19 protein-coding genes and 1 pseudogene are annotated in these 26444 nt (G+C 46.2%); 9 read left to right on the forward strand and 11 right to left on the reverse strand.

The window, feature by feature from the left end:
- Positions 1 to 249: 249 nt before the first annotated feature.
- The 3 genes from QTO00_RS01890 to hrpB all read right to left on the reverse strand — a co-directional run bounded on the left by QTO00_RS01890 (position 250) and on the right by hrpB (position 7438).
- Positions 250 to 2538, reverse strand: a complete 2289-nt coding sequence (locus QTO00_RS01890) for a patatin-like phospholipase family protein (RefSeq protein WP_443088888.1) — start codon at positions 2536 to 2538, stop codon at positions 250 to 252.
- A gap of 86 nt (positions 2539 to 2624) precedes the next feature.
- Complete coding sequence (mrcB, locus tag QTO00_RS01895; RefSeq protein ID WP_331422624.1) at positions 2625 to 4988, reverse strand: penicillin-binding protein 1B; 2364 nt, start codon at positions 4986 to 4988, stop codon at positions 2625 to 2627.
- On the reverse strand, positions 4985 to 7438 hold the full coding sequence (gene hrpB, locus QTO00_RS01900) for an ATP-dependent helicase HrpB (protein ID WP_331422625.1): 2454 nt from the start codon (positions 7436 to 7438) through the stop codon (positions 4985 to 4987). The genes mrcB and hrpB overlap by 4 nt, the downstream gene beginning before the upstream one ends.
- Positions 7439 to 7493: 55 nt before the next feature.
- On the opposite strand from hrpB, the gene sfsA reads away from it, so the two are divergent.
- The 7 genes from sfsA to panC all read left to right on the forward strand — a co-directional run bounded on the left by sfsA (position 7494) and on the right by panC (position 13414).
- Positions 7494 to 8210 (forward strand): DNA/RNA nuclease SfsA, encoded by a 717-nt coding sequence (gene sfsA / locus QTO00_RS01905; RefSeq protein WP_331422626.1) that lies wholly within the window; start codon positions 7494 to 7496, stop codon positions 8208 to 8210.
- A gap of 136 nt (positions 8211 to 8346) precedes the next feature.
- Positions 8347 to 8793: an RNA polymerase-binding protein DksA gene (dksA, locus tag QTO00_RS01910; protein ID WP_038206235.1), complete on the forward strand. Its 447-nt coding sequence runs from the start codon at positions 8347 to 8349 to the stop codon at positions 8791 to 8793.
- 72 nt (positions 8794 to 8865) lie between these two features.
- On the forward strand, positions 8866 to 9756 hold the full coding sequence (gene gluQRS / locus QTO00_RS01915) for a tRNA glutamyl-Q(34) synthetase GluQRS (RefSeq protein ID WP_331422628.1): 891 nt from the start codon (positions 8866 to 8868) through the stop codon (positions 9754 to 9756).
- A gap of 81 nt (positions 9757 to 9837) precedes the next feature.
- A complete protein-coding gene (gene pcnB, locus QTO00_RS01920) occupies positions 9838 to 11205 on the forward strand; it encodes a polynucleotide adenylyltransferase PcnB (RefSeq protein WP_331422629.1) in 1368 nt (455 codons plus the stop codon).
- On the forward strand, positions 11202 to 11687 hold the full coding sequence (gene folK, locus QTO00_RS01925) for a 2-amino-4-hydroxy-6-hydroxymethyldihydropteridine diphosphokinase (protein WP_331422630.1): 486 nt from the start codon (positions 11202 to 11204) through the stop codon (positions 11685 to 11687). Before pcnB ends, folK begins: the two co-directional genes overlap by 4 nt.
- 22 nt (positions 11688 to 11709) lie before the next feature.
- The gene (panB, locus tag QTO00_RS01930) at positions 11710 to 12504 is read left to right on the forward strand and encodes a 3-methyl-2-oxobutanoate hydroxymethyltransferase (protein WP_038206229.1); all 795 of its coding nucleotides are present in this window, start codon (positions 11710 to 11712) and stop codon (positions 12502 to 12504) included.
- 10 nt (positions 12505 to 12514) lie between these two features.
- Positions 12515 to 13414, forward strand: coding sequence for a pantoate--beta-alanine ligase (gene panC / locus QTO00_RS01935; RefSeq protein ID WP_331422631.1), 900 nt, complete (start codon positions 12515 to 12517; stop codon positions 13412 to 13414).
- Between the two features lie 133 nt (positions 13415 to 13547).
- Here the strand turns inward: panC and QTO00_RS01940 are convergent, their stop codons facing one another.
- The 3 genes from QTO00_RS01940 to QTO00_RS01950 all read right to left on the reverse strand — a co-directional run bounded on the left by QTO00_RS01940 (position 13548) and on the right by QTO00_RS01950 (position 17086).
- Positions 13548 to 14318: an ABC transporter permease gene (locus QTO00_RS01940; protein ID WP_331422632.1), complete on the reverse strand. Its 771-nt coding sequence runs from the start codon at positions 14316 to 14318 to the stop codon at positions 13548 to 13550.
- Position 14319: 1 nt separating this feature from the next.
- Positions 14320 to 15237, reverse strand: a complete 918-nt coding sequence (locus QTO00_RS01945) for an ABC transporter ATP-binding protein (RefSeq protein ID WP_331422633.1) — start codon at positions 15235 to 15237, stop codon at positions 14320 to 14322.
- A gap of 169 nt (positions 15238 to 15406) precedes the next feature.
- Positions 15407 to 17086: a SulP family inorganic anion transporter gene (locus QTO00_RS01950; RefSeq protein ID WP_331422635.1), complete on the reverse strand. Its 1680-nt coding sequence runs from the start codon at positions 17084 to 17086 to the stop codon at positions 15407 to 15409.
- A 420-nt stretch (positions 17087 to 17506) separates the two neighbouring features.
- Here QTO00_RS01950 and can point away from each other — a divergent pair, with 420 nt between their 5' ends.
- Positions 17507 to 18175: a carbonate dehydratase gene (can, locus tag QTO00_RS01955; RefSeq protein ID WP_331422636.1), complete on the forward strand. Its 669-nt coding sequence runs from the start codon at positions 17507 to 17509 to the stop codon at positions 18173 to 18175.
- A gap of 79 nt (positions 18176 to 18254) precedes the next feature.
- Here can and hpt read toward each other — a convergent pair whose 3' ends face one another.
- Positions 18255 to 18785 (reverse strand): hypoxanthine phosphoribosyltransferase, encoded by a 531-nt coding sequence (gene hpt / locus QTO00_RS01960; protein WP_008073226.1) that lies wholly within the window; start codon positions 18783 to 18785, stop codon positions 18255 to 18257.
- Positions 18786 to 19085: 300 nt separating this feature from the next.
- On the opposite strand from hpt, the gene QTO00_RS01965 reads away from it, so the two are divergent.
- On the forward strand, positions 19086 to 19700 hold the full coding sequence (locus QTO00_RS01965; protein ID WP_008073225.1) for a LuxR/HapR/OpaR family quorum-sensing transcriptional regulator: 615 nt from the start codon (positions 19086 to 19088) through the stop codon (positions 19698 to 19700).
- Between the two features lie 133 nt (positions 19701 to 19833).
- Here QTO00_RS01965 and lpdA read toward each other — a convergent pair whose 3' ends face one another.
- From lpdA to QTO00_RS01985, 4 genes and pseudogenes are all read right to left on the reverse strand, one after another.
- Entirely contained in the window at positions 19834 to 21261 is a 1428-nt protein-coding gene (lpdA, locus tag QTO00_RS01970; RefSeq protein WP_008073224.1) for a dihydrolipoyl dehydrogenase, read from the reverse strand.
- Positions 21262 to 21529: 268 nt separating this feature from the next.
- Positions 21530 to 23431: a pyruvate dehydrogenase complex dihydrolipoyllysine-residue acetyltransferase gene (aceF, locus tag QTO00_RS01975; protein ID WP_331422638.1), complete on the reverse strand. Its 1902-nt coding sequence runs from the start codon at positions 23429 to 23431 to the stop codon at positions 21530 to 21532.
- A gap of 19 nt (positions 23432 to 23450) precedes the next feature.
- On the reverse strand, positions 23451 to 26114 hold the full coding sequence (gene aceE / locus QTO00_RS01980) for a pyruvate dehydrogenase (acetyl-transferring), homodimeric type (RefSeq protein WP_331422639.1): 2664 nt from the start codon (positions 26112 to 26114) through the stop codon (positions 23451 to 23453).
- A 49-nt stretch (positions 26115 to 26163) separates the two neighbouring features.
- Positions 26164 to 26444: pseudogene (locus QTO00_RS01985) on the reverse strand (GntR family transcriptional regulator); the annotation flags it as partial.

The raw sequence follows: 26444 nt of genomic DNA on the forward strand, positions 1-26444 counted from the left end.
GAATAAGGGAGTGAACATCCTTGGAAACTTGGCTCTCCTTGCCATATTTTTCATTCAATGCTGACTGATAAACAGTGCCAGAGAGGCCAAACTGTGGGCAGTAGAATAGCAAATTTAACGTTAAATTAAAATCTCATCATTTTGACCAACATAGCAACTTAAGACTAAAGTTCTATGATTTTTCACACTAAATTCACCAATATCCCACCCAGTGAGAATGGGATACAACGGTGTTCATTGAGGTAAATTTTACTTAAACGCAGTGCCTATAATCAGGTATACAGAATCAAAGCCCTGCTCAGTACGGCCATAGCCAAACATTACAGGCCCGATAGGTGAGTCAACCCCAGCAAACACCGAGCCTGCAGTATATAGAGGTGCCTCTCCGATATCTAGATCTGGGTCTGACCAGACTCCTCCATACTCTAGCGATGCCCCTACGTAAAAAGGCGAGGTGAATAAGCCAAAGTCATTATCAAACCAGCGATAGCGATATATTAAGCTAGTAAAGGCCTTATTTTGGCCAATCAAGCTATTGCGCGGAATACCTGATAAATTTAAGAATCCGCCAATTTCTTTTGGATCGATAGGGATGGAAGAGTTTTTATTGTATACGAAACCCAAGTCCGCATTTGCGACCAAAGTATGGCGATCAAACGAGTGTGCAGCGATCAATTTGGCACCGAGTTCATATGACGTGTCTTCCGTTATGCCCTCATCAAATAGAGTATAGTCTCCATCCGCTTTGTCATGAGAAATCAAATAATCAAGATCAAGATAAATACCCTCGCGAGGTAAACTGTAGTTATCGAGAGTATCAATACGATAGTTGGCAAACACACCTAAACGAGTAAAGGAGACATCGCCGTAGGATGGCAGAGTAGAAAACTCCCCTTCCCCATCAATATAGCGTGCACCAATTTTGAAACGTCGCCAAAGCGAATCCTGATAGCCAATCGCCCATTCTGCTTTGGCCTCTTCAAAATTAACCGGAAGGTAGTTCTTGGTTGCAGACAAGGTTGTGTCATCAAACCCAGTTATAGGGGCGTTGCGTTTTTCATTGCTATACGAAATGCCAAAAGTGGTAAAACTCTTCTGACTGGAAAAGAAGGGCGAATAAAGCTGAGCTTCAAACAGCTTATCGGTGCCGAACTCAAAGTTAGTTCTTAGTTCGGCTCCATAATCATTGAGATCCGTGAAGTTGGCCGACACGCCAATCGAGTACTGACTATCGGTGCTAAAGTCATCTTCGATAAAGAAGCGGAAGTTAACATAGTTAGGTCCCCACGACTTCTCGTTGACATCAACGACAAGAGTATCTTGTCTATCGACTACATCATAGCGATAGGTCACCAACTCAAAGCGATCAAGTGCATAGAGATCTTGAACACTTTCCTCTACCTGCTCCAAGCTATACTGATTGCCCGCAGCTAAATTTAAACGCTTGACCAATAGCTCATCAGCATAGTGAGTATTGTTATTAACTTGCAACTGCTGAACGATAATTTCATCGCCATAGCGAAGTCGACGTCGCGCTTCCTCTTTCTGGTCAATATAATCTTGGTAGTCTGCTGAACTGAGGCTAAGTTTGCTTAACTGCTCTCTATTTTCCATGGCGACCTGATAGCCCTTGTCATAGGCCTCCGGCATCTTGTCGAATTCAGTCGTTTCCATCTCCCCAACTTCGGGATAAAGATAGAGGTCATTTTCTGTAAGAAGTTCTGCCTGCTGATTAGTGGTGTTCCTCACTAAATAATTAGATAGCTGATCTGCAACGGTAAACAAGTTGGTAAAGTCTTCCTCGCCTTTGTAAGCTGTACTAATATCAACCGCAATTACGATGTCTGCACCAAGGTTCCTTGCGACGTCAACGGGCATATTATTAGTCACACCACTATCGACCAGTAATCTTCCATCAAGATTATAAGGCGGCAATGCGCCTGGAACCGACATACTCGCCATCATGGCATCAACTAAATAGCCCTCACCGATCACGACTGGTTCTAATTCGATAATATCGGTCGCGATAGAGCGATAAGGAATCGCAAGCTCATCAAAAGATTCGAAAGGAGGTAAATTACCTGCAGTCTCACGCAACAGTTTGAGCATCCCCTGGCCTTGCACAATCCCTCGTTTACCACGAACTTCTCCCCAACTCAGGCCGAGATCTGTAGTCAGTTGATACCTGTCCTCGTACTCTTTATCTTGTACTTTGCGTTGACTACGACTGACTCGATCTCGATAACCGCTATTCCAATCAACGGTACCAATGAAAGCTTGAATTTCATCTGCGCTCATACCGGTCGCATACAGACCACCAAAGTAAGAGCCCATGCTAGTGCCAGTAATAATATCAACCGGTACTTTCATCTCTTCGAGCGCTTTTAATACGCCGACATGGGCTGCTCCTTTCGCACCACCGCCAGCGAGTACCAGCGCAACCTTAGGTCGCTCACCGTGCACAGCCTCTGACTGAGCAACAACGCCAAATGAAACACTTCCGACAACACAAATTAGCAAGCTAATGAACTTTCTCACAATGTGCGTTCCTTTCTAACACTTATGCCATGTTTATACTGGCTGTCCCAGATATCGTAAAGCTCTAATATTCAACACAATGACTGCTACCAACTAAATAGTTTTTTTATCCATTGCTTAGGTTGATTATCACACTGTTTTCTCAGCTCACCGCTTGAGTCCCAAACAGGCAATTTAAAATCATTCGAGCAGTCGATATCTAGCCCACCCTGAGCGCTTTGAGCAAAGCCTAAAGTAGTAATTCCTTTTGGCCAAGGTAGAGTCAGCTTCTCAGGAATACGGTGATTAAGATATTCCGCGTAGACACGTAACGCACCACTTGAACCAGTCAGTTTGGTCGGTTTATTGTCATCCCGACCAAGCCAGATGGTCGTAACCTCTCGACCATCAACACCAACAAACCAACTGTCGCGAGTGTCATTACTGGTTCCAGTTTTACCTGCCAGCGCTGCCCAAGCGAACTGGTTATTAAGGTAACGGCCTGTGCCTTCCATTACCCCACGCTTCATTGCGTAGGTTGTCAGCCATGCCGCTTGCTGATCAACGGTCTGCGAAACCTTTGGTAAGGATTGATAAAGCACATTTCCATCCAGATCGATCACCGAGCGCAGAGCCGACAACCTCGCTTGCTTGCCCGAATTGGTCAAGGTTTGGTACATCTGAGCGACCTGAAATGGTGTTAGAGTAAACGAGCCTAAAAACATCGATGGCACAGGACGGATTTCACTTTTGTCGACCCCGAGATTCTCTAGTGTTTTAACCACATTCGGGATCCCAACCTGCATACCGAGCTCCACTGTTGGCACATTGAGAGATTTCGCCAGAGCAGTGTAAAGCGGGACATCTCCGCGAAACTGACGATCGTAGTTGCGCGGCGACCAAACATTACCTTTACTGCCCTTCAGGCTTATCGGCTTATCATGCAAAGTAGTGGCAAGGTTATATTTATCGGGCTGTTCCAAAGCAGTTAGGTAAACTGCAGGCTTTGCCAAAGAACCGATTTGACGGCTAGCATTGAGCGCTCGGTTAAAACCGTCATACCCCGTTCGTTTACCACCGACCATAGCGCGAATTTCACCACTATGGCGATCGACCGCGACCGCCGCACCTTCTAACGACTTCCCTGCCACTGAGGCAAGCTGTGGGATCTTCTTTGCAATCGCTTTTTCAAGCTCATGCTGAGATACGGGGTCTAAAGAGGTGAAGACTTTCAACCCCACATCAGATTGGAATGCTTCACCGACTTTATCCTTAAGTTCGATTTTCAACTGCTGGAAGTAGGCAGGCTGACGGCTCGCAATCTGAGGATTATCTTGAATATCTAATGGTCGGCTCGCTGCCATGTCATATTCACGGGCCGTCAAAATATCGTGCTGCATCATCAAACGCAGCACCAAATCACGACGCTGTTTCGCTCGCTCAGGGTAACGCACCGGGTTGTAATAAGAAGGCCCTTTAACCATGCCGACTAACAGAGCCAGTTGATCAATTCGCAGCTCTTGGATTGGCTGACCAAAATAGAGCCTCGCGGCTAAGCCAAACCCGTGGATCGCCTGGCCACGACTCTGTCCTAGGTAAACCTCATTAAGGTAGGCCTCTAGAATACGATCTTTGCTGTAACGGTAATCTAAGATTAACGCGATATAAGCTTCGCGGATCTTGCGCCATAAAGTGCGGTCACTGGACAAAAAGATATTTTTCGCCAATTGCTGAGTTAGGGTGCTCCCCCCTTGTACCGTTCGACCCGCTTTGACGTTTGCCACCAAGGCGCGAATAATCGCAAATGGCGAAACACCATCATGCTGATAAAAGTCACGGTCTTCAGTCACCAGTAGAGCATCGACCATCACTTCTGGGAACTGTTCACGCTTAACGAACAGTCGTTGCTCATCTTGGTTCTTTTCGAGCATGCCTAGCATTTTAGGCTCCACCCGCAAATAGCCAAGATCACCCTGTTGCTCTAAGGACTGAATGCGATCAAGGCTAGCTGAAGAGAAGTGAAGCATCACATGACGATCAGGCTCAGGGCCATCGCTAAACTCGAATGGGCGACGAATCAATTCAATCTTTGTTGAAGAAGAGGAGTACTCACCAGGGTAACGCGGCTGACGCACCTTACGATAGTTGAGCACATCTAGCTCATTGCGCACTTCTTGAATCGTGATCGAATCACCAGGTGCTAAGTTTAAAATGCGCGCATAAACAACGGTAGGCAAGTCAAACAGTTGGCCCTCAAAACGCTGTTTGACCAATGTATCGAGGTAAATTCCCACCACCAATAGCACAGCCAAGCCTGCAAGGCCAAGCTTCCAACTCAAGCTCCAAATCGCTTTTAGCCATGACCGCTGCGGCTTTTTCTTTGCACTGCGCTTTGGTGATTTACTACTGCGTTTACGCACCGGCTTTTTCGGTGAACTTTTAGCAGTGGTTGAAGTTTTTCTCTTGGTCATGAGTTAAGTTGTCGCTTGGTTTTTGTTGTTGCTACATGAGTAGCAGGGTCATCTGGCCATACGTGTTTTGGGTATCGACCTTTCATCTCTTTTTGCACTTCTTTGTAGGCTCCACTCCAAAAACTGGCAAGATCTCTCGTCACTTGAAGCGGCCTTTGCGCCGGAGAGAGTAGCTCCATCACTAAACGCTTTCTACCAAGTGCGATTTCTGGTGACGCTTGCTCACCAAACACTTCTTGCATTCGCACAGACAACACAGGCTCTTGCCCCTGTTGATAACGAATTTTCTTTCGGCTCCCGGTTGGAACTTGATAATGGGTCGGTAGCCACTTGTCGATCTCCTGATTGAGAGGCCAACCTAAATAGGCCAACAGTGCTGCCTCTAAATCCACTTTAGTTAACGCTTTTGCCGAGCCAATGCCAACTAAATAGGGCTCAAGCCAAGCTTCAAGATTGCCCAATAAGCCACTTTCAGATAGCTCAGGCCATGGTTGTTCTGGCAACCAATCTTGGCCACAACGCATTCTCTCTAGCAGTTCTACTGCCTGCGGAGTCCAGTTTAATACTGAAAGTCCTTTACGTTGAACGAAACTAAGTAAAGCTTGAGTCATTTTTTCGCGCGGCGGTTCCGGTAACGCTTTTCTCTCGATAACTAAACGGTCAATTCTACTCTGACGTTCAGCTATAAGGCGCCCTTTTTGCTCATCCCAGTCAACAATCTCTTGCTCGATAAACAGCTCCGGTGACTGTTGTTGCAACTCATGGATATCGAGCTCTAGCGCAGAAAAAACGTTGGATGACTCAGAGTGGCTGCGCATAAGATCAATCACCACTAGGTATTCACTGGCGGCAAGTTTTTCACTGTCTTGCACCATGACTCCATGCCCATTGGCAAGCAAAAAACGACCGAGATGATTTGTACGAGCTTGAGCAATACGATCGGGAAAAGCCATCGCTATCAACGGGGCAACTTGCGACTCATCAACTTTAGTTAAACAGAAATCAGTTTTCACTCTTCTCGCAATAGCTTTGGCTCTCTCAACCACTAGTTTCTGTTTACTGTGTTTACCTAGCTTGAGCCGATGGACACTATACATAAAATCAAGCGTGCTTCGCTCTGGTTCTTCAAGCAAAGCGATGATTACTGCCGCAGTCTCTAGTGAATGTTGTGCTTTGGCCAACATCGCACATGATCTCGGCTCTAAACCTAGCTGCGAGGCTAACTGACCAGCTTCCGTTAACTGTCCCTTCTCGTCTAACAAGCCTAACTGACACAGCAGCCCTTTCGCTTGTTGAATAGCGCTCGTTGGCGGAACATCAACCCAAGTGAGATCTTGCGGGCTGTTCGCGCCCCACTGAGTTAACTCCAATACTAGGTTCGACAGATCCGAGTGGAGAATCTCAGGTACTGGCACATATGGCTGCTGTGCTAGTTGCCCTTCCGAGTATAGGCGAACGCAGATTCCCGGCTCAATACGTCCAGCACGCCCCGCTCTCTGCTCAGCCGAAGATTGGGCGATTCGAGTCTGCTCTAAGCGAGTAACACCACTTTTTAAATCAAACTTAACAACGCGCTCGTAGCCAGAGTCGACCACCAAGCGAATCCCTTCAATCGTCAAAGAGGTTTCAGCAATATTGGTCGCTAACACCACTTTACGCTGGCCGGCCTGAGCAGGCTGTATCGCCGCTTGCTGTTGAGAGAAATCCAACTGACCATAGAGAGGACAAACTTTAATATCACTAGCGAGATGCTTCAATCGCTCTTCTACGCGCTTAATCGCAGCCACACCAGGAAGAAATGCTAATAGCGAACCCGACTCCGTTTCCATCAAGGTGCTAATCTGCTTAGCCATTTGATCTTCCAAGCGCTGATTAGGTTTTGCAGGCAGATAGCGATGCTCAACAGGGTAACTGCGCCCCTGCGATTCAACATAGTCCGCTTCAGGCATCAAACGAGACAGTGCTTGCTGATCTAACGTCGCTGACATCACCACCAGCTTAAGATCATCACGCAGTGCCTCTTGGATCTCAAGGCAGAACGCCAGAGCTGTATCAGCGTGAATACTGCGCTCATGAAACTCATCAAAGATGATCAGATCGACACCGTTAAGTTCAGGATCATTCTGAATCATTCTTGTGAGAATCCCTTCAGTCACCACTTCTAGTTGAGTGTGCTGACTGGTTTTGTTGTCGCCACGAACTCGATAGCCGATGCGCTGACCAACGTTCTCTCCCAACTGCTGAGCCAGATAACGAGCAATGTTACGTGCGGCGAGTCGTCTTGGCTCAAGCATAATGATCTTTCCCTGCACCACTTGCTGCTTAATCAATTGCAGTGGGAAAAAGGTCGACTTGCCCGCACCGGGGGCGGCTTTAAGAATCAATTGAGAGCGAGTGCGAACACCAGAAATAAGCTCTGGCATCACGCCTTCAATATGCAGTTGTGACAATGGGTAAACCTTGTGCTGTAATAGTGGCAACTATTGTACATAAAAACAGTGCTAAATGAAGTTCGAACCCGCTTTAGAATCAGGCCAACTGATAAAACGCTATAAACGCTTTCTTGCCGACATTACTCTACCCGACGGCAACGAGCGCACCATTCACTGCGCCAACACTGGAGCGATGACAGGCTGTGCGACACCGGGCAACAGAGTGTGGTATTCAACCTCAGGTAACCCAAAAAGAAAGTACCCCAATAGCTGGGAACTAGCGGAAACAAGTCACGGACATCACATCTGCGTCAATACTGCCCGAGCGAATCAACTTGCGGTCGAAGCTATCGAGGCTGGCGTGATTGAAGAGCTGCAAGGATACGAGCAACTTCAAACAGAAGTAAGATATGGCAATGAAAATAGCCGAATTGATATCTTGCTCAATTCAGAAAATAAACCAAAATGCTATATAGAGGTAAAAAGCGTCACCTTATTAGATGAGGAAGAGCAAGGCCAAGGGTATTTCCCTGATGCCGTGACCACGCGAGGTCAAAAGCATCTGCGAGAGCTCACAGAAATGGCGCAAACTGGAAGCAGAGCAGTACTTTTGTTCACTGTTTTACACTCAGGGATTGAAAAAGTCGCTCCAGCACTCCATATAGACGCCAAATATTCAGAATTACTGAAAATTGCTCAAGAACAAGGAGTGGAAGTGCTGTGCTACAAAGCGGAGCTTTCAAGCCGCGAGATTAAGCTGGTTAAGTCGCTAGATTTTAGCCATAAATAGTCAAAAGTGACGGAACCTTCACAATGACGTTAAGTTTAGTCTCAAGTATTTGCCTCCATAGATTCTTTTTGCTATAGATACCCGCCTTATAAAAAACTGCGAGCGCAGTTGACTAGGTGTTAGTAGGAGATGCTGCATGCCAGACTCAAAGAAAAAAGCGCTAGGCATCCTAGCCATTGCAGGGGTTGAGCCATACCAAGAGAAAGCAGGTGAAGAGTACATGTCACCTGAGCAAATGGCTCATTTTACAAAAATTCTATCAGCGTGGCGCAACCAGCTCAGGGAAGAAGTTGATCGCACTGTACACCATATGCAGGACGAAGCAGCCAATTTCCCAGATCCCGTTGACCGTGCATCTCAAGAGGAAGAGTTCAGCTTAGAACTTCGCAACCGCGACCGTGAACGTCGACTGATTAAGAAGATCGAAAAAACACTAAACAAGATTGAAGAAGACGATTTTGGTTTCTGTGAATCTTGTGGCGTCGAGATTGGCATTCGTCGCCTTGAAGCTCGACCAACTGCAGACCTTTGTATTGACTGTAAGACACTTGCAGAAATCAAAGAGAAGCAAATGCAAGGTTAATGAAACCATTGCACTGACGATTGAAGGGAGCTTATGCTCCCTTTTTGTTTTGTTAAATGATGCAAAAAAACTATGAGTTATATCGGCCGCTTTGCCCCATCTCCATCTGGCCCCTTGCATTTTGGCTCCTTGATCGCCGCCCTAGGCAGCTATTTCCAAGCCAAGGCTCAGCAAGGTCAATGGCTAGTGAGAATTGAAGACCTAGACCCACCGCGTGAAATGCCAGGGGCTGCGAGTTTGATCTTACAAACTTTAGAAGCGTACCATTTACATTGGGATGGAGAGGTGGTTTACCAGAGCCAAAGGCACGATTTGTATCAAGAGCAAATTGAACGTTGGCTTACGACAGGGCAAGCCTACTACTGCCAATGTACGCGCAAACAGATCAAAGCACTCGGCGGCTACTACACAGGTACATGCCGTGACCTTGGGCTAAGCCACGCAGAGCAATGTGCAATTCGTCTACGAATGACAAAGCCCGTCTATGAATTTGAAGACAAGCGCAATGGTACGTTAACCATCCCTTCTTCATTGGCAGATGAAGATTTTATTATAAAACGTCGCGATGGGTTATTTGCTTATAATCTTGCCGTAGTATTGGACGACATTGACCAAGGAATTACTGAAGTGGTGAGAGGCGCAGACTTAATTGAACCGACAGGTCGCCAGATCAGTTTGTATCAAATGCTAGGAAAGAGTCCAATTGAGTATTTACATCTGCCGTTAGCTCTTGATAATAATGGTCATAAGCTGTCCAAACAGAACCACGCACAAGCAATTGATAACGCCGACCCAAGACCTGCATTACTCGACGCGATGCAGTTCTTAGGGTTTGATATTAAAAAAGAAATCTACCAAGCGGACATCGAAGAGATCATTCGATGGGGCGTACAGAATTGGCATGTTGCTCAGTTGCCTTCAACCACTGAGATCACACCAATATTCTCAAACTGCTCGCTGTAAGCTATTATTAGCCGCAAATTCGCCCCTTGTGGGCCTAAGAAACTAAACTCAAGCAAGATTGGTTTGACCAATTATTGCCAAATGCACATGAATAAAAACGACTATACACCAAGCGAAGCGCCAGCTTTTACTGAGCTCGCATTAAATATTGTTACTCGCCAAGAGCATAATATCTCGCGCAAAAAGATCAGTGATAATGCATTGAAGGTGCTATACCGTCTTCATGGTGCAGGCTTCGACGCATATCTTGTTGGCGGCGGCGTCCGCGATTTACTGCTTGGTCAAGCGCCAAAAGACTTCGACATAGCAACCAACGCCACTCCAGAACAGATCAGGCAGTTATTTAAAAACTGCCGTTTGATTGGTCGTCGATTCCGCCTCGCCCATATAATGTTTGGCCGCGACATCATTGAAGTGGCAACATTCCGAGGCCACCACCAAGAACCAAGTAAAAACGTTTCTCAGCAGTCTAAAGAAGGCATGCTACTAAGAGATAACGTTTATGGCACGATTGATGAAGATGCTGAGCGCCGCGACTTTACCGTCAACGCGATGTACTACAACATTGGTGACTACTCGATTCACGATTACGCAGGTGGTATCGAGGATTTAGAAGATAAGCTCATTCGCTTACTTGGCGATCCAGAAACCCGCTACCGTGAAGACCCGGTACGTATGCTGCGCGCAATTCGTTTTGCAGTAAAACTCGACTTCGACATCGAAGAAGACACCGCGGAGCCAATAGAAGAGCTTGCTACCTTACTGCAAGACATCCCAGCTGCGCGTCTTTATGAAGAGTCATTAAAGATGCTGCAATCAGGTCATGGTTTAGAGACTTACCACCTGATGCGTGAGTACAACCTATTCCAACAGCTGTTCCCAACAATCGCTGAGTTTTTCACTGAAGATTACTCTTCGCAAACAGAGCAGATGCTAGACCTTGTTCTAGACTCGACCGACCAGCGCATTGAAGAAGGCAAACGCATTAACCCAGCGTTTATGTTTGCTGCTATGTTGTGGTACCCACTGCAAGAAAAAGCTAAGCAGCTGATGGAGAAGCGAAACCTCGCATACTATGACGCCATCATGGAAGCGAGTAATTACGTACTGGACGATCAAGTTCGTACTATTGCCATCCCTCGCCGTCATACCGCTACGATTCGTGAGATTTGGCAGCTACAATTGCGCATGCCACGTCGTAACGGAAAACGCGCGTTCCGTCTAATGGAGTTAAACAAATTCCGCGCAGGTTTCGATTTCCTAGAGATGCGCGGTGAAGTCGAGCAAGGTGATACTCAATTACTTGCCAAATGGTGGGAAACCTTCCAAAACGCAGGACGCAATATGCGCCAAGCTATGGTTGCAGACCTTGAGTCTTCAATGGAAGGACAGCCTAAACAGCGCCGCCGTAAGAACTACCGCAAGAAGAAACCTAAGGCATCGTCATGAACACGGTGTACATCGCAGTAGGCAGCAATCTTAATGATCCTGTCTCACAAGCCAACGCGGCTATTGATGCATTAAAACAGCTCCCTAAGTCTGAGTTCGTCGTTAGTTCATCGCTGTACAGCAGTACACCGATGGGCCCGCAAAACCAGCCGGACTACATCAATGCCGTCGTGGAAGTAAAAACCGAATTAACGCCGCTTGAACTGCTCGATTGCACCCAAGCAATTGAGCTAGAACAAGGGCGTGTCCGTAAAGAAGAACGTTGGGGCCCAAGAACCCTAGATCTAGATATTATTCTTTATGGCAATGAGGTGATTGATTCCGAGCGTCTAGTCGTTCCGCACTACGGAATGAAGCAACGTGAGTTTGTGCTCTACCCGCTCGCAGAAATCGCACCAAATTTAACCCTCCCATGTGGGACCAGACTGGAAGACTTGCTTAACGTCGTTGAGCAAAATGGTCTGCGTATTTGGCAATCATAGCCAACTCCTGTAAGGAAAAATCATGAAAAAAATTTCTATCAATGACCTAATGCAATGGAAGCAAGAAGGGCGTAAGTTCGCAACCTCAACCGCTTACGACGCGAGCTTTGCTCAACTGTTCGAAAGCCAAGAGATGCCTGTACTGCTTGTTGGTGATTCACTAGGTATGGTTCTTCAGGGTGAGTCGTCGACTTTGCCAGTGACAATTGAAGATATGGCTTACCACACGCGCTGTGTGCGCTCTGGTAGCCCGAATTGTCTACTAATGGCTGATATGCCATTTATGAGCTACGCGACGCCAGAGCAAGCGTGTGAGAACGCTGCAACCCTAATGCGTGCTGGCGCGAACATGGTAAAAATTGAAGGTGGCGACTGGCTAGTCGACACAGTGAAAATGCTTACAGAGCGTGCGGTCCCTGTCTGTGCTCACTTAGGCTTAACACCACAATCGGTCAACATCTTTGGTGGCTTTAAAGTTCAAGGTCGTGAGCAAGATAAAGCAGACCGTATGGTTCGTGATGCATTGGCACTACAAGAAGCTGGCGCACAGATCATTCTACTTGAGTGTGTACCACAAGAGCTGGCAGCACGAATCACTGAAAAATGTGACGTACCAGTGATCGGCATTGGTGCTGGTAATGTTACCGATGGTCAAATCCTAGTTATGCACGATATGTTTGGAATTGCAGCGAACTACATGCCAAAATTCTCGAAAAACTTCCTTGCTGAGACAGGTGACATGCGTAAAGCAGTCGCAAAATACAAGCAAGATGTAGAAAGTGGTGCCTTCCCAGACGAAGCACATACAATCGCGTAAGGATTTGAACATGGAAACTTTTGCTGAGATTGCTGCTCTTAGAGAGCAAATCAAACAGTTCAAACGTGATGGTCGTAAAGTCGCATTTGTTCCTACAATGGGCAACCTGCACGAAGGTCACCTGACATTAGTGCGGAAAGCACGTGAAAATGCCGATGTCGTGGTGGTTAGCATCTTTGTTAACCCAATGCAGTTTGATCGTGCTGACGATTTAAACAACTACCCACGTACTTTAGAAGATGATCTAAGCAAACTAAGTGCTGAAAACGTTGAAATTGTCTTCACACCAACGCCAGAGATCATTTACCCGAACGGCGTAGAAAATCAAAGCTCTGTAGAAGTGCCAGGACTATCTAATATCCTTGAAGGCGCCTCTCGCCCAGGCCACTTCCGTGGTGTGGCTACCGTAGTCACCAAGCTATTCAACATCGTTCAACCTGACGTTGCTTGCTTTGGTGAGAAAGACTTCCAGCAACTGGCCGTTATCCGCAAAATGACGGAAGATTTGGCGCTAGACATCGAAATCGTTGGCGTACCAACCGTACGTGAGATGGATGGCTTAGCCATGAGTTCGCGCAACGGTCTACTAACCATCGATGAGCGTCAACGCGCACCGGTTCTAGCGCGCACCATGCGTTGGATTAGCAGCGCTATTCGCGGTGGCCGTGATGACTACGCTTCAGTCATTGAAGATGCAAGCGATCAACTACGTGCCGCAGGCCTACAACCTGACGAAATCTTCATTCGCGATTCTCGTACTCTACAAGCAGTGACAGAAGATACCACTCAAGTGGTCATCCTAATGTCTGCATTCTTGGGCAAAGCTCGCCTAATCGATAACCAAGTGGTTGAGATGGCAGTTGAAACGAAAGAAGATGAGACGCAAGCACCTTCAGAAAGCGCTGAATAGCGAGAAGCGAGAAGCGAGAATAGTTTTAAGGGTTGGCACTTAGTGCCAACCCTTTTTATTTAGGAACGCTTCGCTATGGATCTGGGATTCAGGAGCGAATAACTCTCGAAGGGCGAAGCCCGTTCCCGCTCTCCTAACTACGCAAACCAATCCCACGGGTCACTAAGTAGTGGGCTACCGAATACAGAGCAACGACAAACACGCCAAGCACGCTAAACGAAGTCACAATACCCACATCAGACACACCTAGGAAGCCATAGCGGAACGCATTCACCATATACACGATAGGGTTTATCTTTGAGACTCCCTGCCAAAACTCCGGCAACAAACTGATGGAATAAAAGACCCCACCAAGATAGGTAAGGGGCGTCAATACAAAGGTTGGAATAATCGAAATATCATCAAATGTTTTTGCGTATACGGCATTGATAAGTCCACCTAAAGCAAAAACGACCGATGTCATAAACACCGTGGCAATAATCACCCCCCAATGCTCGACTTGTAGATCGACAAACAGGAGAGAAACAAAAGTCACAATGGTGCCAACCAGTAGGCCACGAGTAACTCCACCCATCACATAGCCGGCAATGATCACATAGTTTGGTACCGGTGCGACGAGTAACTCTTCAATGTTTTTTTGTAGCTTTGCACTGAAGAACGACGACGCGACGTTAGAGTAAGAGTTGGTGATCACTGACATCATGATCAACCCTGGGACAATGTACTCCATGTAGCTAAAGCCATTCATTTGACCAATTCGGGAACCAATCAAACTGCCAAAAATTATGAAATAGAGTGTCATCGTGATCGCTGGCGGTACAAGCGTTTGTACCCAAATTCGAGTGAAACGCGTCACCTCTTTTCCTAGTAAGCTGCGAAAGGCAACCCAATACATCTGGTACATGTTACTTACCCTCTTCACGAACAATACTCACAAACAGCTCTTCTAATCGATTGGCTTTATTGCGCATCGACAACACCTTCACGCCCTGATTGGTCAGTTGAACAAAAATATCATTCAGCCCCTGACTCTTATCAATTTCGATTTCTAAAGAACCATTGCTGAACGTTTGACTGTTCACCCCAGACAGAATAGGCTCTGGGCAACCTTCTTCAAGATCGAGAATGAAGGTTTCCACACTGAGCTTTCCGAGCAAGTTCTTCATCGTGGTATTTTCAATCAACTCGCCTTTGTTGATGATGCCGATGTTACGGCACAGCATCTCTGCTTCTTCAAGGTAATGAGTGGTCAAAATGATAGTAATGCCTTGCTGTGCATTAATTTCCTTTAGGAACTGCCACATCGAACGACGCAGCTCAATGTCCACCCCAGCGGTGGGTTCATCAAGGATCAACAGTTGCGGCTCATGCATCAAGGCACGCGCGATCATCAAGCGGCGCTTCATACCACCAGATAGGTTTCGTGCACGCTCGCTGCGCTTCTCCCACAGATCGAGCTTAGTTAGGTACTTTTCAGCCCTTTCCTTTGCAACGTTCTTAGGCACTCCATAGTAGCCCGCTTGCTGTAGAACAATTTGCTCGACCGTTTCAAACTGATTGAAGTTGAACTCTTGAGGTACTAAGCCGAGATTTTGCTTAGCCAGTTCAAGGTCTTTATCGATGTCATACCCGAACACCTTTACCTGACCAGATGTCTTATTCACCAACGAAGAGATCACTCCGATAGTGGTCGATTTACCCGCACCGTTTGGGCCAAGAAGTGCATAAAAATCGCCTTTCTCAACGTTCAAACTGATACCTTTTAGCGCTTCAAAACCACCAGCATAGGTTTTTCGAAGCTGCTCAATTTCGAGTGCATACATAAATTATATTGCCATTACTCATCCTATTGAGCACGAGTTTATCGTTGAATGACGATGATTACAATTAAACCTTTCGAATAAATTGGAAATAAAAAGATAAGAAAGCCATTGAAGTTGGATTCAATGGCTTAGTGAAATACTGTCAGGGTATTTGGGGACCAAGTATGGGCTAGTGGTCTGAAACCATTTGAGTTTGCGGCGCATCACCGTCAACATGTTTTATCGCCGCTTTAAGTGCCTCATAGCGGAACTTAAAAGTATTGCTTTGTGGTACCAAGTCAAGAACATGAAACTTCTCTAACTGCTGGCGTGTTTTATCGTTCGGACACAGTAAGTAAACTTGGCAGTTAGCGTCCTTAGCATCTTTAATCGCGTTTTCTAACGCCAGACCTACCGTTACGTCGATCATCGGCACATCAGTCAAATCGAGAATCATCACCTCATAATCTGCGATACTGGTGTGCTGACGAGAAATCGCTTTAGAGACACTAAAAATCATCGGACCCGAAAGGTAGAAGAACAGTACTTTGCCATTGGCCATATCAAGCAGACCACGTTCACTATCCGACAAGGGGACATCATCGTCATCGGCGTCACTTATCGCTTTTACCTGACGCTCCTGTTCACGACTCAAACGCTCGATAATAATGATGTTCGAGATAAACACCCCAAGACCAACGGCGACAATTAAGTCAACAAATACCGTCAATAGCATCACCCCGTACATCACCGCCATACCAGCAAAGCTGACTCGGTGTGCGCGCTGGATAAAGCTCCAGTCAAGAATATTGAAACCAACGTAGACCGCAATACCGGCAAGTACTGCCATTGGGATCGGTTCGGTTAACCCACCTGCAACCAGAACGACCAACGCGAGCATTAGAGCACGAACCACACCAGACAATGGTGAGCGAGCCCCAACCTGAATGTTTGTCACGGTTCCCATTGTTGCCCCGGCGCCAGGCAGTGCACCGAACAATCCAGAAATCATGTTCGCCAAACCCTGACCGCGTAGTTCTTTATCGGAGTCATGCTCTTTACGTGTCAAAGAGTCACCAATAACGGCAGTCAGCAAGGTATCGATACAACCTAGCGTGCCAAGTACTAATGCATCAATCACCATCTCGGTGAACATAGCTGGATCGATATGCGGAATAACAAGTGACGGTAATCCCGCAGGAATTTCACCAATGCGGCGAATCGAGTCAGTATCAAATAGAATCACAGACAGTAGAGTCACCGCGACCAATGCAACCAATTGGGCAGGCACGTAACGACGATACTGTTTAGGGAAAAAGAACAGAATACCTAGCGTCATAAGCCCTAAAAACAACTCACTAAATTTCATATTTGCGAGGATGTCTGGAATTGCTGACAAGGTACCTGTTACACCACCTGAAGGTGCCGCTTGCCCGAGTAACGGAGAGATCTGCAAGATAATTAAAATGACGCCTATTCCCGACATAAAGCCGGAGATCACGCTATATGGCATCAAAGTAACATATTTTCCTAGTTTAAGTGTTCCGAGCAAAACCTGAAATGCACCCGCCATCATCACCACGGTGAAGGTCATTGCCATCCCTGTTTCAGGGTACTTAGCCATCATACTCGTAAGAACGGCGGTCATAATAACCGTCATAGGACCGGTAGGCTCTGAAATAAGCGTATTTGAGCCCCCAAACAGAGCGGCGAACAAGCCGACCATGATCGCGCCCCATAAACCCGCTTCAGCTCCGGCACCAGAGGCCACACCAAAAGCTAACGCTAAGGGCAATGAGATAATAGCCGTGGTGACACCACCAAATAAATCTCCTTTGAGATTCATGTCTTCAAAACGACTAGTAAACACAACGTTACTCCATGTTATCTATGCTAGCTGCCAAGATTTGCTCGCACTCCACTGACTTTGATCATCAAAGCGCTAGCTCTGGGCATAATCACAACATACTAGTTTTAGGGTATTCTGGTTGGCGAAAGAGGCAAAAAAAATACCGCCCTCAATTTGTAGCTAAATAGCAGAAAAAATGTAGCCAAATTGCTGCAAAATACCACCAACATCATAACTCTAACAAATGTTAACCAAGAGAGATAAGCGTTAATTCCATCTCATCGCTCATAGGTTATAACCATTAGTTAGGATAACAACCAAGTTTATGATTTTTACCGCTTTAAGACGTCAGATGAGTGCTGTTTTAGCTAATTTTGACGGGAAGCAAATTGTAACATTGTGTATAGTGATGCAAGTATTTTTTAAAGAGTTGCGAATAGAATGCCAGAAATAAAACAGTTGTTTGAGAACAACTCAAAATGGTCAGCGTCGATCAAAGCGGAACGCCCAGAGTACTTTACCAAGCTAGAAGAGGGTCAGAATCCTGGCTTTCTGTGGATTGGTTGTTCAGATAGTCGAGTCCCCGCTGAACGATTAACTGGGTTGTATTCTGGTGAACTGTTCGTTCATCGAAATGTCGCCAACCAAGTCATCCATACCGACCTCAACTGTCTTTCCGTTGTGCAATATGCGGTAGATGTACTTAAAGTAAAACACATTATCGTGTGCGGTCACTATGGTTGTGGTGGTGTCAACGCAGCGATTGATAACCCTCAACTTGGCCTTATCAACAACTGGTTGCTACACATTCGCGATCTTTACTTTAAACATCGCACCTACTTAGAAGCGATGCCAGAAGAAGACCGTGCTGATAAATTGGGTGAGATTAACGTTGTTGAACAAGTCTACAACTTAGCGAACTCAACCATCATGCAGAACGCTTGGGAACGTGGTCAAGACATCGAGATTCACGGCGTGGTGTACGGAATTGGTGATGGAAAGCTCGAGTATTTAGGCGTTCGCTCAGATTCAGGCGATAAAGTAGACACAGCCTATCAAACCGCGATGGCGAGTGTCCTCAACCCAGAACACAAACTTTTGTGTCGCTAAACCACCATTGAGAGACAAAAATGCCCGCTTTACCGAAGCGGGCATTGTTACATCCAGTGTTTAGAGAGTGTTAACCCAGTTACTCTTGAGGGACTACTTTACCAATGTATGGTAAGTGACGGTATTTCTGTGCGTAATCAATACCAACCCCAACAACGAACTCATCTGGGATCTCAAAACCAATCCACTTAACGTCAACCTGAACCTCACGGCGAGATGGTTTGTCTAGCAGAGTACAAATCTCAATCGACTTAGGCTCTCGTAGCGACAAGATCTCTTTCACCTTGTTGAGAGTGTTACCTGTATCGATGATGTCTTCAACCAGCAGAACATCTTTACCCTTAATATCATCGTCAAGATCTTTCAAGATACGAACATCACGCGAGCTTTCCATTGTATTGCCGTAGCTAGAAGCGGTCATGAAATCAACTTGGTGAGTTAACTCAATGGCACGAGCCAGGTCAGCCATAAATACGAATGAACCTCGTAGCAAGCCTACCAAGACAAGATCTTCACTCCCTTGATAGTGAGCTGTGATCTGTTTACCAAGTTCCTGTACGCGCTCCTGAACTTCTTGCTCAGAAATCATTACTTCTACTGTATGTTTCATACCAATCTCGTTTATCGCGTTGACTAATAATGTACCAATACATTTTAGCTGATGTTTTAGAGCGCATAGTTTAACGATTGCGGAGCTTCATGGAAAGAGGGGCGTCAATCAGGAGAATGCAATAATCTCCGTTACGTTTTGATATTCAGCACGGATATTAACAATTGTGGTTATAAAGTGTACTGAAAACGTTGACCTTATTGATATGCACCATTACACTCATCATGCTTTAAGCAAAATAATAAAATACTAAATAGGGCAAAAGCCCACTATAACAACTCAATTGGCAAGGATATTGATATGGACTCAATAGCTAAAAGACCGCGCACGCGTCTTTCTCCACAAAAACGAAAGCAACAGCTGATGGAGATCTCTCTTGAAGTATTTGCTCGTCGTGGTATCGGCCGAGGTGGCCACGCAGACATCGCTGAAATTGCACAAGTTTCAGTGGCTACTGTATTTAACTACTTCCCTACCCGTGAAGACTTGGTCGATGATGTACTGAACTATGTAGTACGTCAGTTCTCCAACTTCCTATCAGACAACATAGACCTAGACCTACATGCAAAGGAAAACCTGACGAACCTTACCTCTGCAATGGTTGACCTAGTCGTCAACGATTGCCACTGGCTTAAAGTTTGGTTCGAGTGGAGTGCTTCTACGCGTGATGAGGTTTGGCCACTGTTTGTCACAACTAACCGTACCAACCAGTTATTGGTACAAAACATGTTCATCAAAGCGATTGAACGTGGCGAAGTGTGTGATGAACATGATCCAGCAGACTTAGCAACCTTGTTCCACGGAATCTGCTACTCACTGTTCGTGCAAGCAAACCGTGCGCAAAGCCCTGAAGCACTTGCTAAGCTAACTCAGAGCTACTTGGACATGTTGTGCATCTATAAACGTGAACACTAATCACGGGTGACATAAAACAAAAGGCAGATACCTAGGTATCTGCCTTTTTTGTTCGCTCAATATATACAATTTTGTACTGCATATTAAAAAGCCGCTGAACAATCAGCGGCTTTCGAATGCTAGAGCGAAGAAATTACTTTTTCTTTCTTGCTTTAGGGTTAGGTAGGTCAGTGATCGTACCTTCAAACACTTCCGCAGCTAGACCAACAGACTCATGTAGAGTTGGGTGAGCATGGATAGTTAGAGCGATATCTTCAGCATCACAACCCATTTCGATTGCTAGACCGATTTCACCTAGTAGTTCACCACCGTTAGTACCAACGATAGCACCACCGATCACACGGTGAGTCTCTTTATCGAAGATAAGCTTAGTCATACCGTCTGCACAATCAGAAGCGATTGCACGACCTGAAGCAGCCCATGGGAATGTTGCTGTCTCGTAGTTGATGCCTTCCGCTTTCGCTTCTTTCTCAGTCTTACCAACCCATGCCACTTCTGGCTCAGTGTAAGCAATTGAAGGGATAACTTTAGGATCGAAGTAGTGCTTCTTACCAGCAATAACTTCTGCTGCAACGTGACCTTCATGCACACCTTTGTGTGCCAGCATTGGTTGACCAACGATATCACCGATCGCGAAGATGTGAGGAACGTTAGTACGCATTTGCTTATCAACGTTAATGAAACCGCGCTCGTCGATTTCTAGACCTGCTTTTTCACCATCGATAAGCTGACCATTCGGTACACGGCCAATCGCAACTAGAACGGCATCGTAGCGCTCAGCTTCTGCTGGTGCTTTCTTGCCTTCCATTGAAACGTAGATACCATCTTCTTTCGCTTCAACAGCTGTTACTTTGGTTTCTAGCATTAGGTTGAACTTGTTCTTGATACGCTTAGTGTAAACTTTCACGATATCTTTATCCGCAGCTGGGATAACTTGGTCGAACATTTCAACTACGTCGATTTGAGAACCTAGAGAGTGGTAAACCGTACCCATTTCTAGACCGATGATACCACCACCCATGATAAGCAGCTTGCCAGGAACTTCTTTCAGCTCAAGAGCGTCAGTTGAATCCCAGATGCGTGGGTCTTCGTGTGGGATAAATGGCAGTTTGATTGGGCGAGAACCCGCTGCAACGATCGCGTTGTCGAAGTTAACAACCGTTTTGCCTTCTTCGCCTTCCACTTCGATCGTGTTAGGACCAGTGAACTTACCAAAACCGTTAACCACGTTAACTTTACGCATCTTAGCCATTCCGCCAAGACCGCCAGTTAGTTGGTTGATTACTTTCTCTTTCCACTTACGGATCTTGTCGATATCAGTTTGTGGCTCACCAAATACGATACCGTGCTCAGCAAGTGCTTTTGCTTCTTCGATAACTTTTGATACGTGAAGGAGTGCTTTAGATGGGATACAACCCACGTTTAGACACACACCACCAAGAGTGCTGTAACGTTCGATAAGAACCGTTTCTAGACCTAAGTCTGCACAACGGAAAGCGGCAGAGTAACCAGCAGGACCTGCACCAAGTACTACAACTTGGGCTTTAATTTCTTTGCTCATTTTGACCTCTTGTAGTCATTATCCCTAACAGGCTGAGTGGGTATTGATTCTATATGTTCAAGTCAGTTTGTTTTAAACAGTTATATTCAGACCGCTAACAGTTTACAGAGATGTTAATGGTGTGAAAAGTAAATCAATTTAGCCTGTGAGCTAGACAACAATTCGTTTGAGAAAAACCTAGATAATTTAAGCTCTGAAAACAAATTGCCTGATAATTATTAGTAGTAGAGGCGGCTCTAATGCCGCCTCTAAATCATCCAATCTTTAACTAAAGAACTAGACGACGAATATCTGATAGCGCAGCATTCAAGAACGTAATGAATCGTGCACCTTCAGCACCATCGATCACACGGTGATCGTATGACAGAGATAGTGGAAGCTGTAGACGTGGTTCGAACTCTTTACCGTTCCACACAGGCTTCATTTCAGACTTAGACACACCTAGGATACCAACTTCTGGAGCATTTACGATTGGTGTAAACGCAGTACCACCGATACCACCAAGGCTAGAGATTGTGAAACAACCGCCCTGCATATCGCCAGCTGTTAGCTTACCAGCACGTGCTTTCTTAGAGATCGCCATTAGCTCTTCAGATAGCTCGTAAATACCTTTCTTGTTCACATCTTTAAATACTGGAACAACTAGACCGTTAGGCGTATCTACTGCGATACCGATGTTCACGTATTTCTTCAGAATGATGCTTTCGCCATCTTCAGATAGAGAAGAGTTGAACGCTGGGAAGGCTTCTAGCGCTTTCGCTGCTGCTTTCATGATGAACACAAGTGGAGTGATCTTCATGCCAGTGTCTTTCTTCGCTTCGATAGCGTTCTGCTCTTTACGGAATGCTTCTAGCTCAGTGATATCAGCATTATCCCACTGTGTAACGTGAGGGATCATTACCCAGTTACGGTGCAGGTTAGCGCCTGAGATCTTCTTGATCTTAGAAAGCTTCTGAACTTCAGTTTCGCCGAACTTGCTGAAGTCCACTTTTGGCCAAGGTAGTAGACCAAGAGCTGCGCCGTCGCCTTTGCCAGATGCCGCTGCACCTGCGCCAGACTCAAGACGCTTAAGCGCATCTTTAACGTAAGACTGTACGTCTTCTTTTAGGATACGGCTCTTACGACCAGTACCTTTAACCTTAGAAAGGTTAACGCCAAACTCACGCGCTAGACGACGAACAACTGGAGATGCGTGTGCGTACTCGTTGTTCTCTTGGAAATCGCCAGTCGTTGCTGGAGCGGCTGCCGCTGGTGCTTCTGCTTTAGGAGCTGCTGCCGGTGCCGCCGCTTGAGTTGGAGCCGCTGCAGGAGCAGGTGCTGCACCCGCCACTTCGAAGACTATAATTAGCGAGCCAGTCGACACTTTGTCGCCTGCTGCAATCTTGATTTCTTTAACCGTGCCCGCAAATGGTGCTGGTACTTCCATTGACGCTTTGTCGCCTTCAACAGTGATTAGAGATTGCTCTTCTTCCACTGTATCGCCAACTGCAACCATGATCTCAGTTACTTCAACTTCGTCACCGCCGATATCAGGAACGTTCACTTCTTTCGCTGCTGATGCTGATGGAGCCGCTGCCACTGGAGCTTCTGCTGCAGGTGCCGCTGGAGCGCCAGAGCCTGCTACTTCGCCTGATTCTACAGAGAAAGTCATGATTAACGAACCAGTCGTAACTTTATCGCCTGCTGCTACTTTGATCTCTTTTAGCGTACCAGCAAATGGTGCAGGTACTTCCATAGAAGCTTTGTCGCCTTCAACCGTTAGAAGAGATTGCTCTTCTTCAATGCTGTCGCCAACTGCAACCATGATTTCAGTCACTTCAACTTCATCGCCACCGATATCTGGTACGTGAACTTCTTTAAGCTCTGCCGCTGCTGCTGGAGCTGGAGCCGCTGCTGGAGCCGCTTCTGCCGCAGGAGCAGGTGCAGCGTCAGCTGCACCCTCGGCTTCGAAAATCATGATTAGAGAACCAGTAGAAACAGAGTCACCTTCCGTAACCTTGATTTCTTTAACGATACCCGCTTGAGAAGCAGGAACTTCCATAGAAGCTTTATCGCCTTCAACTGTGATAAGAGACTGCTCTTCTTCAACCTTGTCGCCAACGCTTACAAGAATTTCAGTAACTTCAACCTCATCCGCACCGATGTCTGGTACATTAATTTCGATTGCCATTTCTTATTTACCTTCTCAATTAAGCGTATAGCGGGTTAGTTTTTTCAGTGTCGATGTCGAACTTAGCAATCGCTTCTGTGACTACTGACTTCTCAACATCACCACGCTTAGCTAGTTCAGTTAGCGCTGCAACTACCACGTAGCCTGCGTTAACTTCGAAGTGACGACGTAGGTTCTCACGGCTATCAGAACGGCCGTAACCATCTGTACCCAGTACTTTGTAAGACTCAGAAGGCATGAACGCACGAACTTGCTCAGAGTAGTTCTTCATGTAGTCAGTCGCTGCGATAGCTGGCTCAGTACCCATTACTTGTGCAATGTAAGGTACTTTCGCTTCTGCTTCTGGGTGAAGCATGTTGTAACGCTCTGCGTCTTGACCGTCACGAGTTAGCTCGTTGAACGATGTTACAGAGAACACGTCTGATGCGATGCCGTACTCTTCGCTTAGGATAGTTGCTGCTTTACGTACTTCATTCATGATAGTACCAGAGCCCATTAGCTGAACTTTAGACTTGTCACCTGCGTAAGACTCAAGCTTGTAGATACCCTTACGGATGCCTTCTTCAGCGCCTTCTGGCATTGCTGGCATTGCGTAGTTTTCGTTCATCACAGTTAGGTAGTAGAACACGTTCTCTTGGTTCTCACCGTACATGCGACGGATACCGTCTTGCATGATAACTGCAACTTCGTAAGCGAATGTTGGATCGTAAGAGATACAGTTAGGTACTGTGTTCGCCATGATGTGCGAGTGACCATCTTCGTGCTGTAGACCTTCACCGTTTAGCGTTGTACGACCAGCAGTAGCACCTAGTAGGAAACCACGAGCTTGTTGGTCACCAGCCATCCACGCCATGTCGCCAACACGTTGGAAACCAAACATTGAGTAGTAGATGTAGAATGGGATCATTGGCAGATCGTTTGTGCTGTAAGAAGTAGCAGCAGCAACCCAAGATGCCATAGAGCCTAGCTCGTTGATACCTTCTTGTAGAACCTGACCAGATGTCGCTTCTTTGTAGTAAGAAACAATGCCTTTATCTTCTGGAGTGTATTCCTGACCGTGCGGGTTGTAGATACCAATCTGACGGAATAGACCTTCCATACCGAACGTACGTGCTTCGTCACAGATGATAGGAACGATGTTCTTACCAATGTTCTTGTTCTTAAGCAGGATGTTAAGCGTACGTACGTAAGCCATAGTGGTAGAGATATCACGCTTTTGCTCACTTAGTAGCGGCGCAAACTCTTCTAGCTCAGGTACTTTGAATTCTTGAGTGAACTTAGGTAAACGCTGTGGCGTGTAACCTTTCAGCGCTTTACGACGAGCGTGTAGGTATTCGTATTCCGCTGAGCCTTCTTCAAGCTTCAGGTATGGAAGTTCTTTCACTGCTTCGTCAGTTAGGATGTCTTGAAGACCTAGACGATCACGTAGGTGTAGTACGTGAGTCATGTCCATCTTCTTAACTTGGTGCGCGATGTTCTTACCTTCAGCCGCTTCACCCATGCCGTAACCTTTAACAGTCTTAGCTAGGATGACTGTTGGACGACCTTTAGTTTCTGCCGCGTTTTTGTATGCTGCGTACAGCTTAGAAGACTCGTGACCACCACGCTTAAGTGCGAAGATTTCGTCATCAGTCATGTCTGCTACTAGTGCAGCTGTCTCTGGGTACTTACCAAAGAAGTGTTCACGTACGTAAGCACCGTCTTTAGATTTAAATGTTTGGTAGTCACCATCTACAGTTTCGTTCATTAGCTGTAGAAGCTTGCCAGACGTATCTTTAGCAAGTAGTGCATCCCAGTTGCTACCCCAGATAACTTTAACAACATTCCAGCCAGCACCTTTGAATAGGCCTTCTAGCTCTTGGATGATGCTACCGTTACCCATTACAGGACCATCTAGACGCTGTAGGTTACAGTTAACAAGGAAACATAGGTTGTCTAGCTTCTCACGCGCCGCGAAAGATAGTGAACCACGTGATTCTGGCTCATCCATCTCACCGTCACCTAGGAACGCGTATACACGCTGAGCCGACGTATCTTTCATACCACGACCGTCTAGGTACTTAAGGAAACGCGCTTGGTAGATCGCAGAAATAGGACCAAGACCCATAGAAACTGTTGGGAACTGCCAGAACTCAGGCATTAGTTTAGGGTGTGGGTATGACGGGATACCTTTGCCATCTACTTCTTGACGGAAGTTATCTAGCTGCTCTTCAGTTAGACGACCTTCAACGAATGCACGAGAGTAGATACCTGGTGAGATGTGACCTTGGTAGTATACTAGATCGCCACCGTCCGTCTCGTTTGGAGCGCGGAAGAAGTGGTTGAAACATACTTCGTAGAATGCAGCAGAAGACTGGAAAGACGCCATGTGGCCGCCTAGCTCTAAGTCTTTCTTAGATGCACGTAGAACGATCATGATTGCGTTCCAACGGATGATGGAACGAATACGGCGCTCAAGAGTTGTGTCACCTGGGTAAGCTGGTTCTTGATCTGCAGGAATCGTGTTGATGTAATTGGTCGTGATGCCTGTTGGCATATCAACGCCATCTAAACGCGCTTTATCTAAAACAGTTTCTAGTAGAAACTGAGCACGTTCTACACCCTCTTCACGTACAACTGACTCAAGGGCTTGTAGCCATTCTTGAGTTTCCAGTGCGTCTACGTCATGCTTCATATCAGACATGGCGATCTTTCCTTCTGTTGGTTGGATCTTGTTATTTTAAGTAACGCTCTTAAGAGTCATTACCTTGCTGAATTCGACGCAAAGAACGCTCTCGACGAGACTCTTCACGTGTCAAATCCAACAATGTTTCTTCGATATAAGCCAAGTGTGAGTGAGACATCTCTCGCGCCTTTTCAGGCTGACCAGAAACGATTGCATCCACAATATTGGCTCGATGTTTACTTACTTTCTCTACCACTTCATCGCGGCGATGTAAGAGATTTAAATTTTGTAAAACATTTTGCTCAAGCAAAGGCGCAAGACTTCGAACAATATGAAGCAGTACCACGT

It is taken from the genome of Vibrio sp. M260118, from assembly GCF_036533755.1.
GTDB lineage: Bacteria > Pseudomonadota > Gammaproteobacteria > Enterobacterales > Vibrionaceae > Vibrio.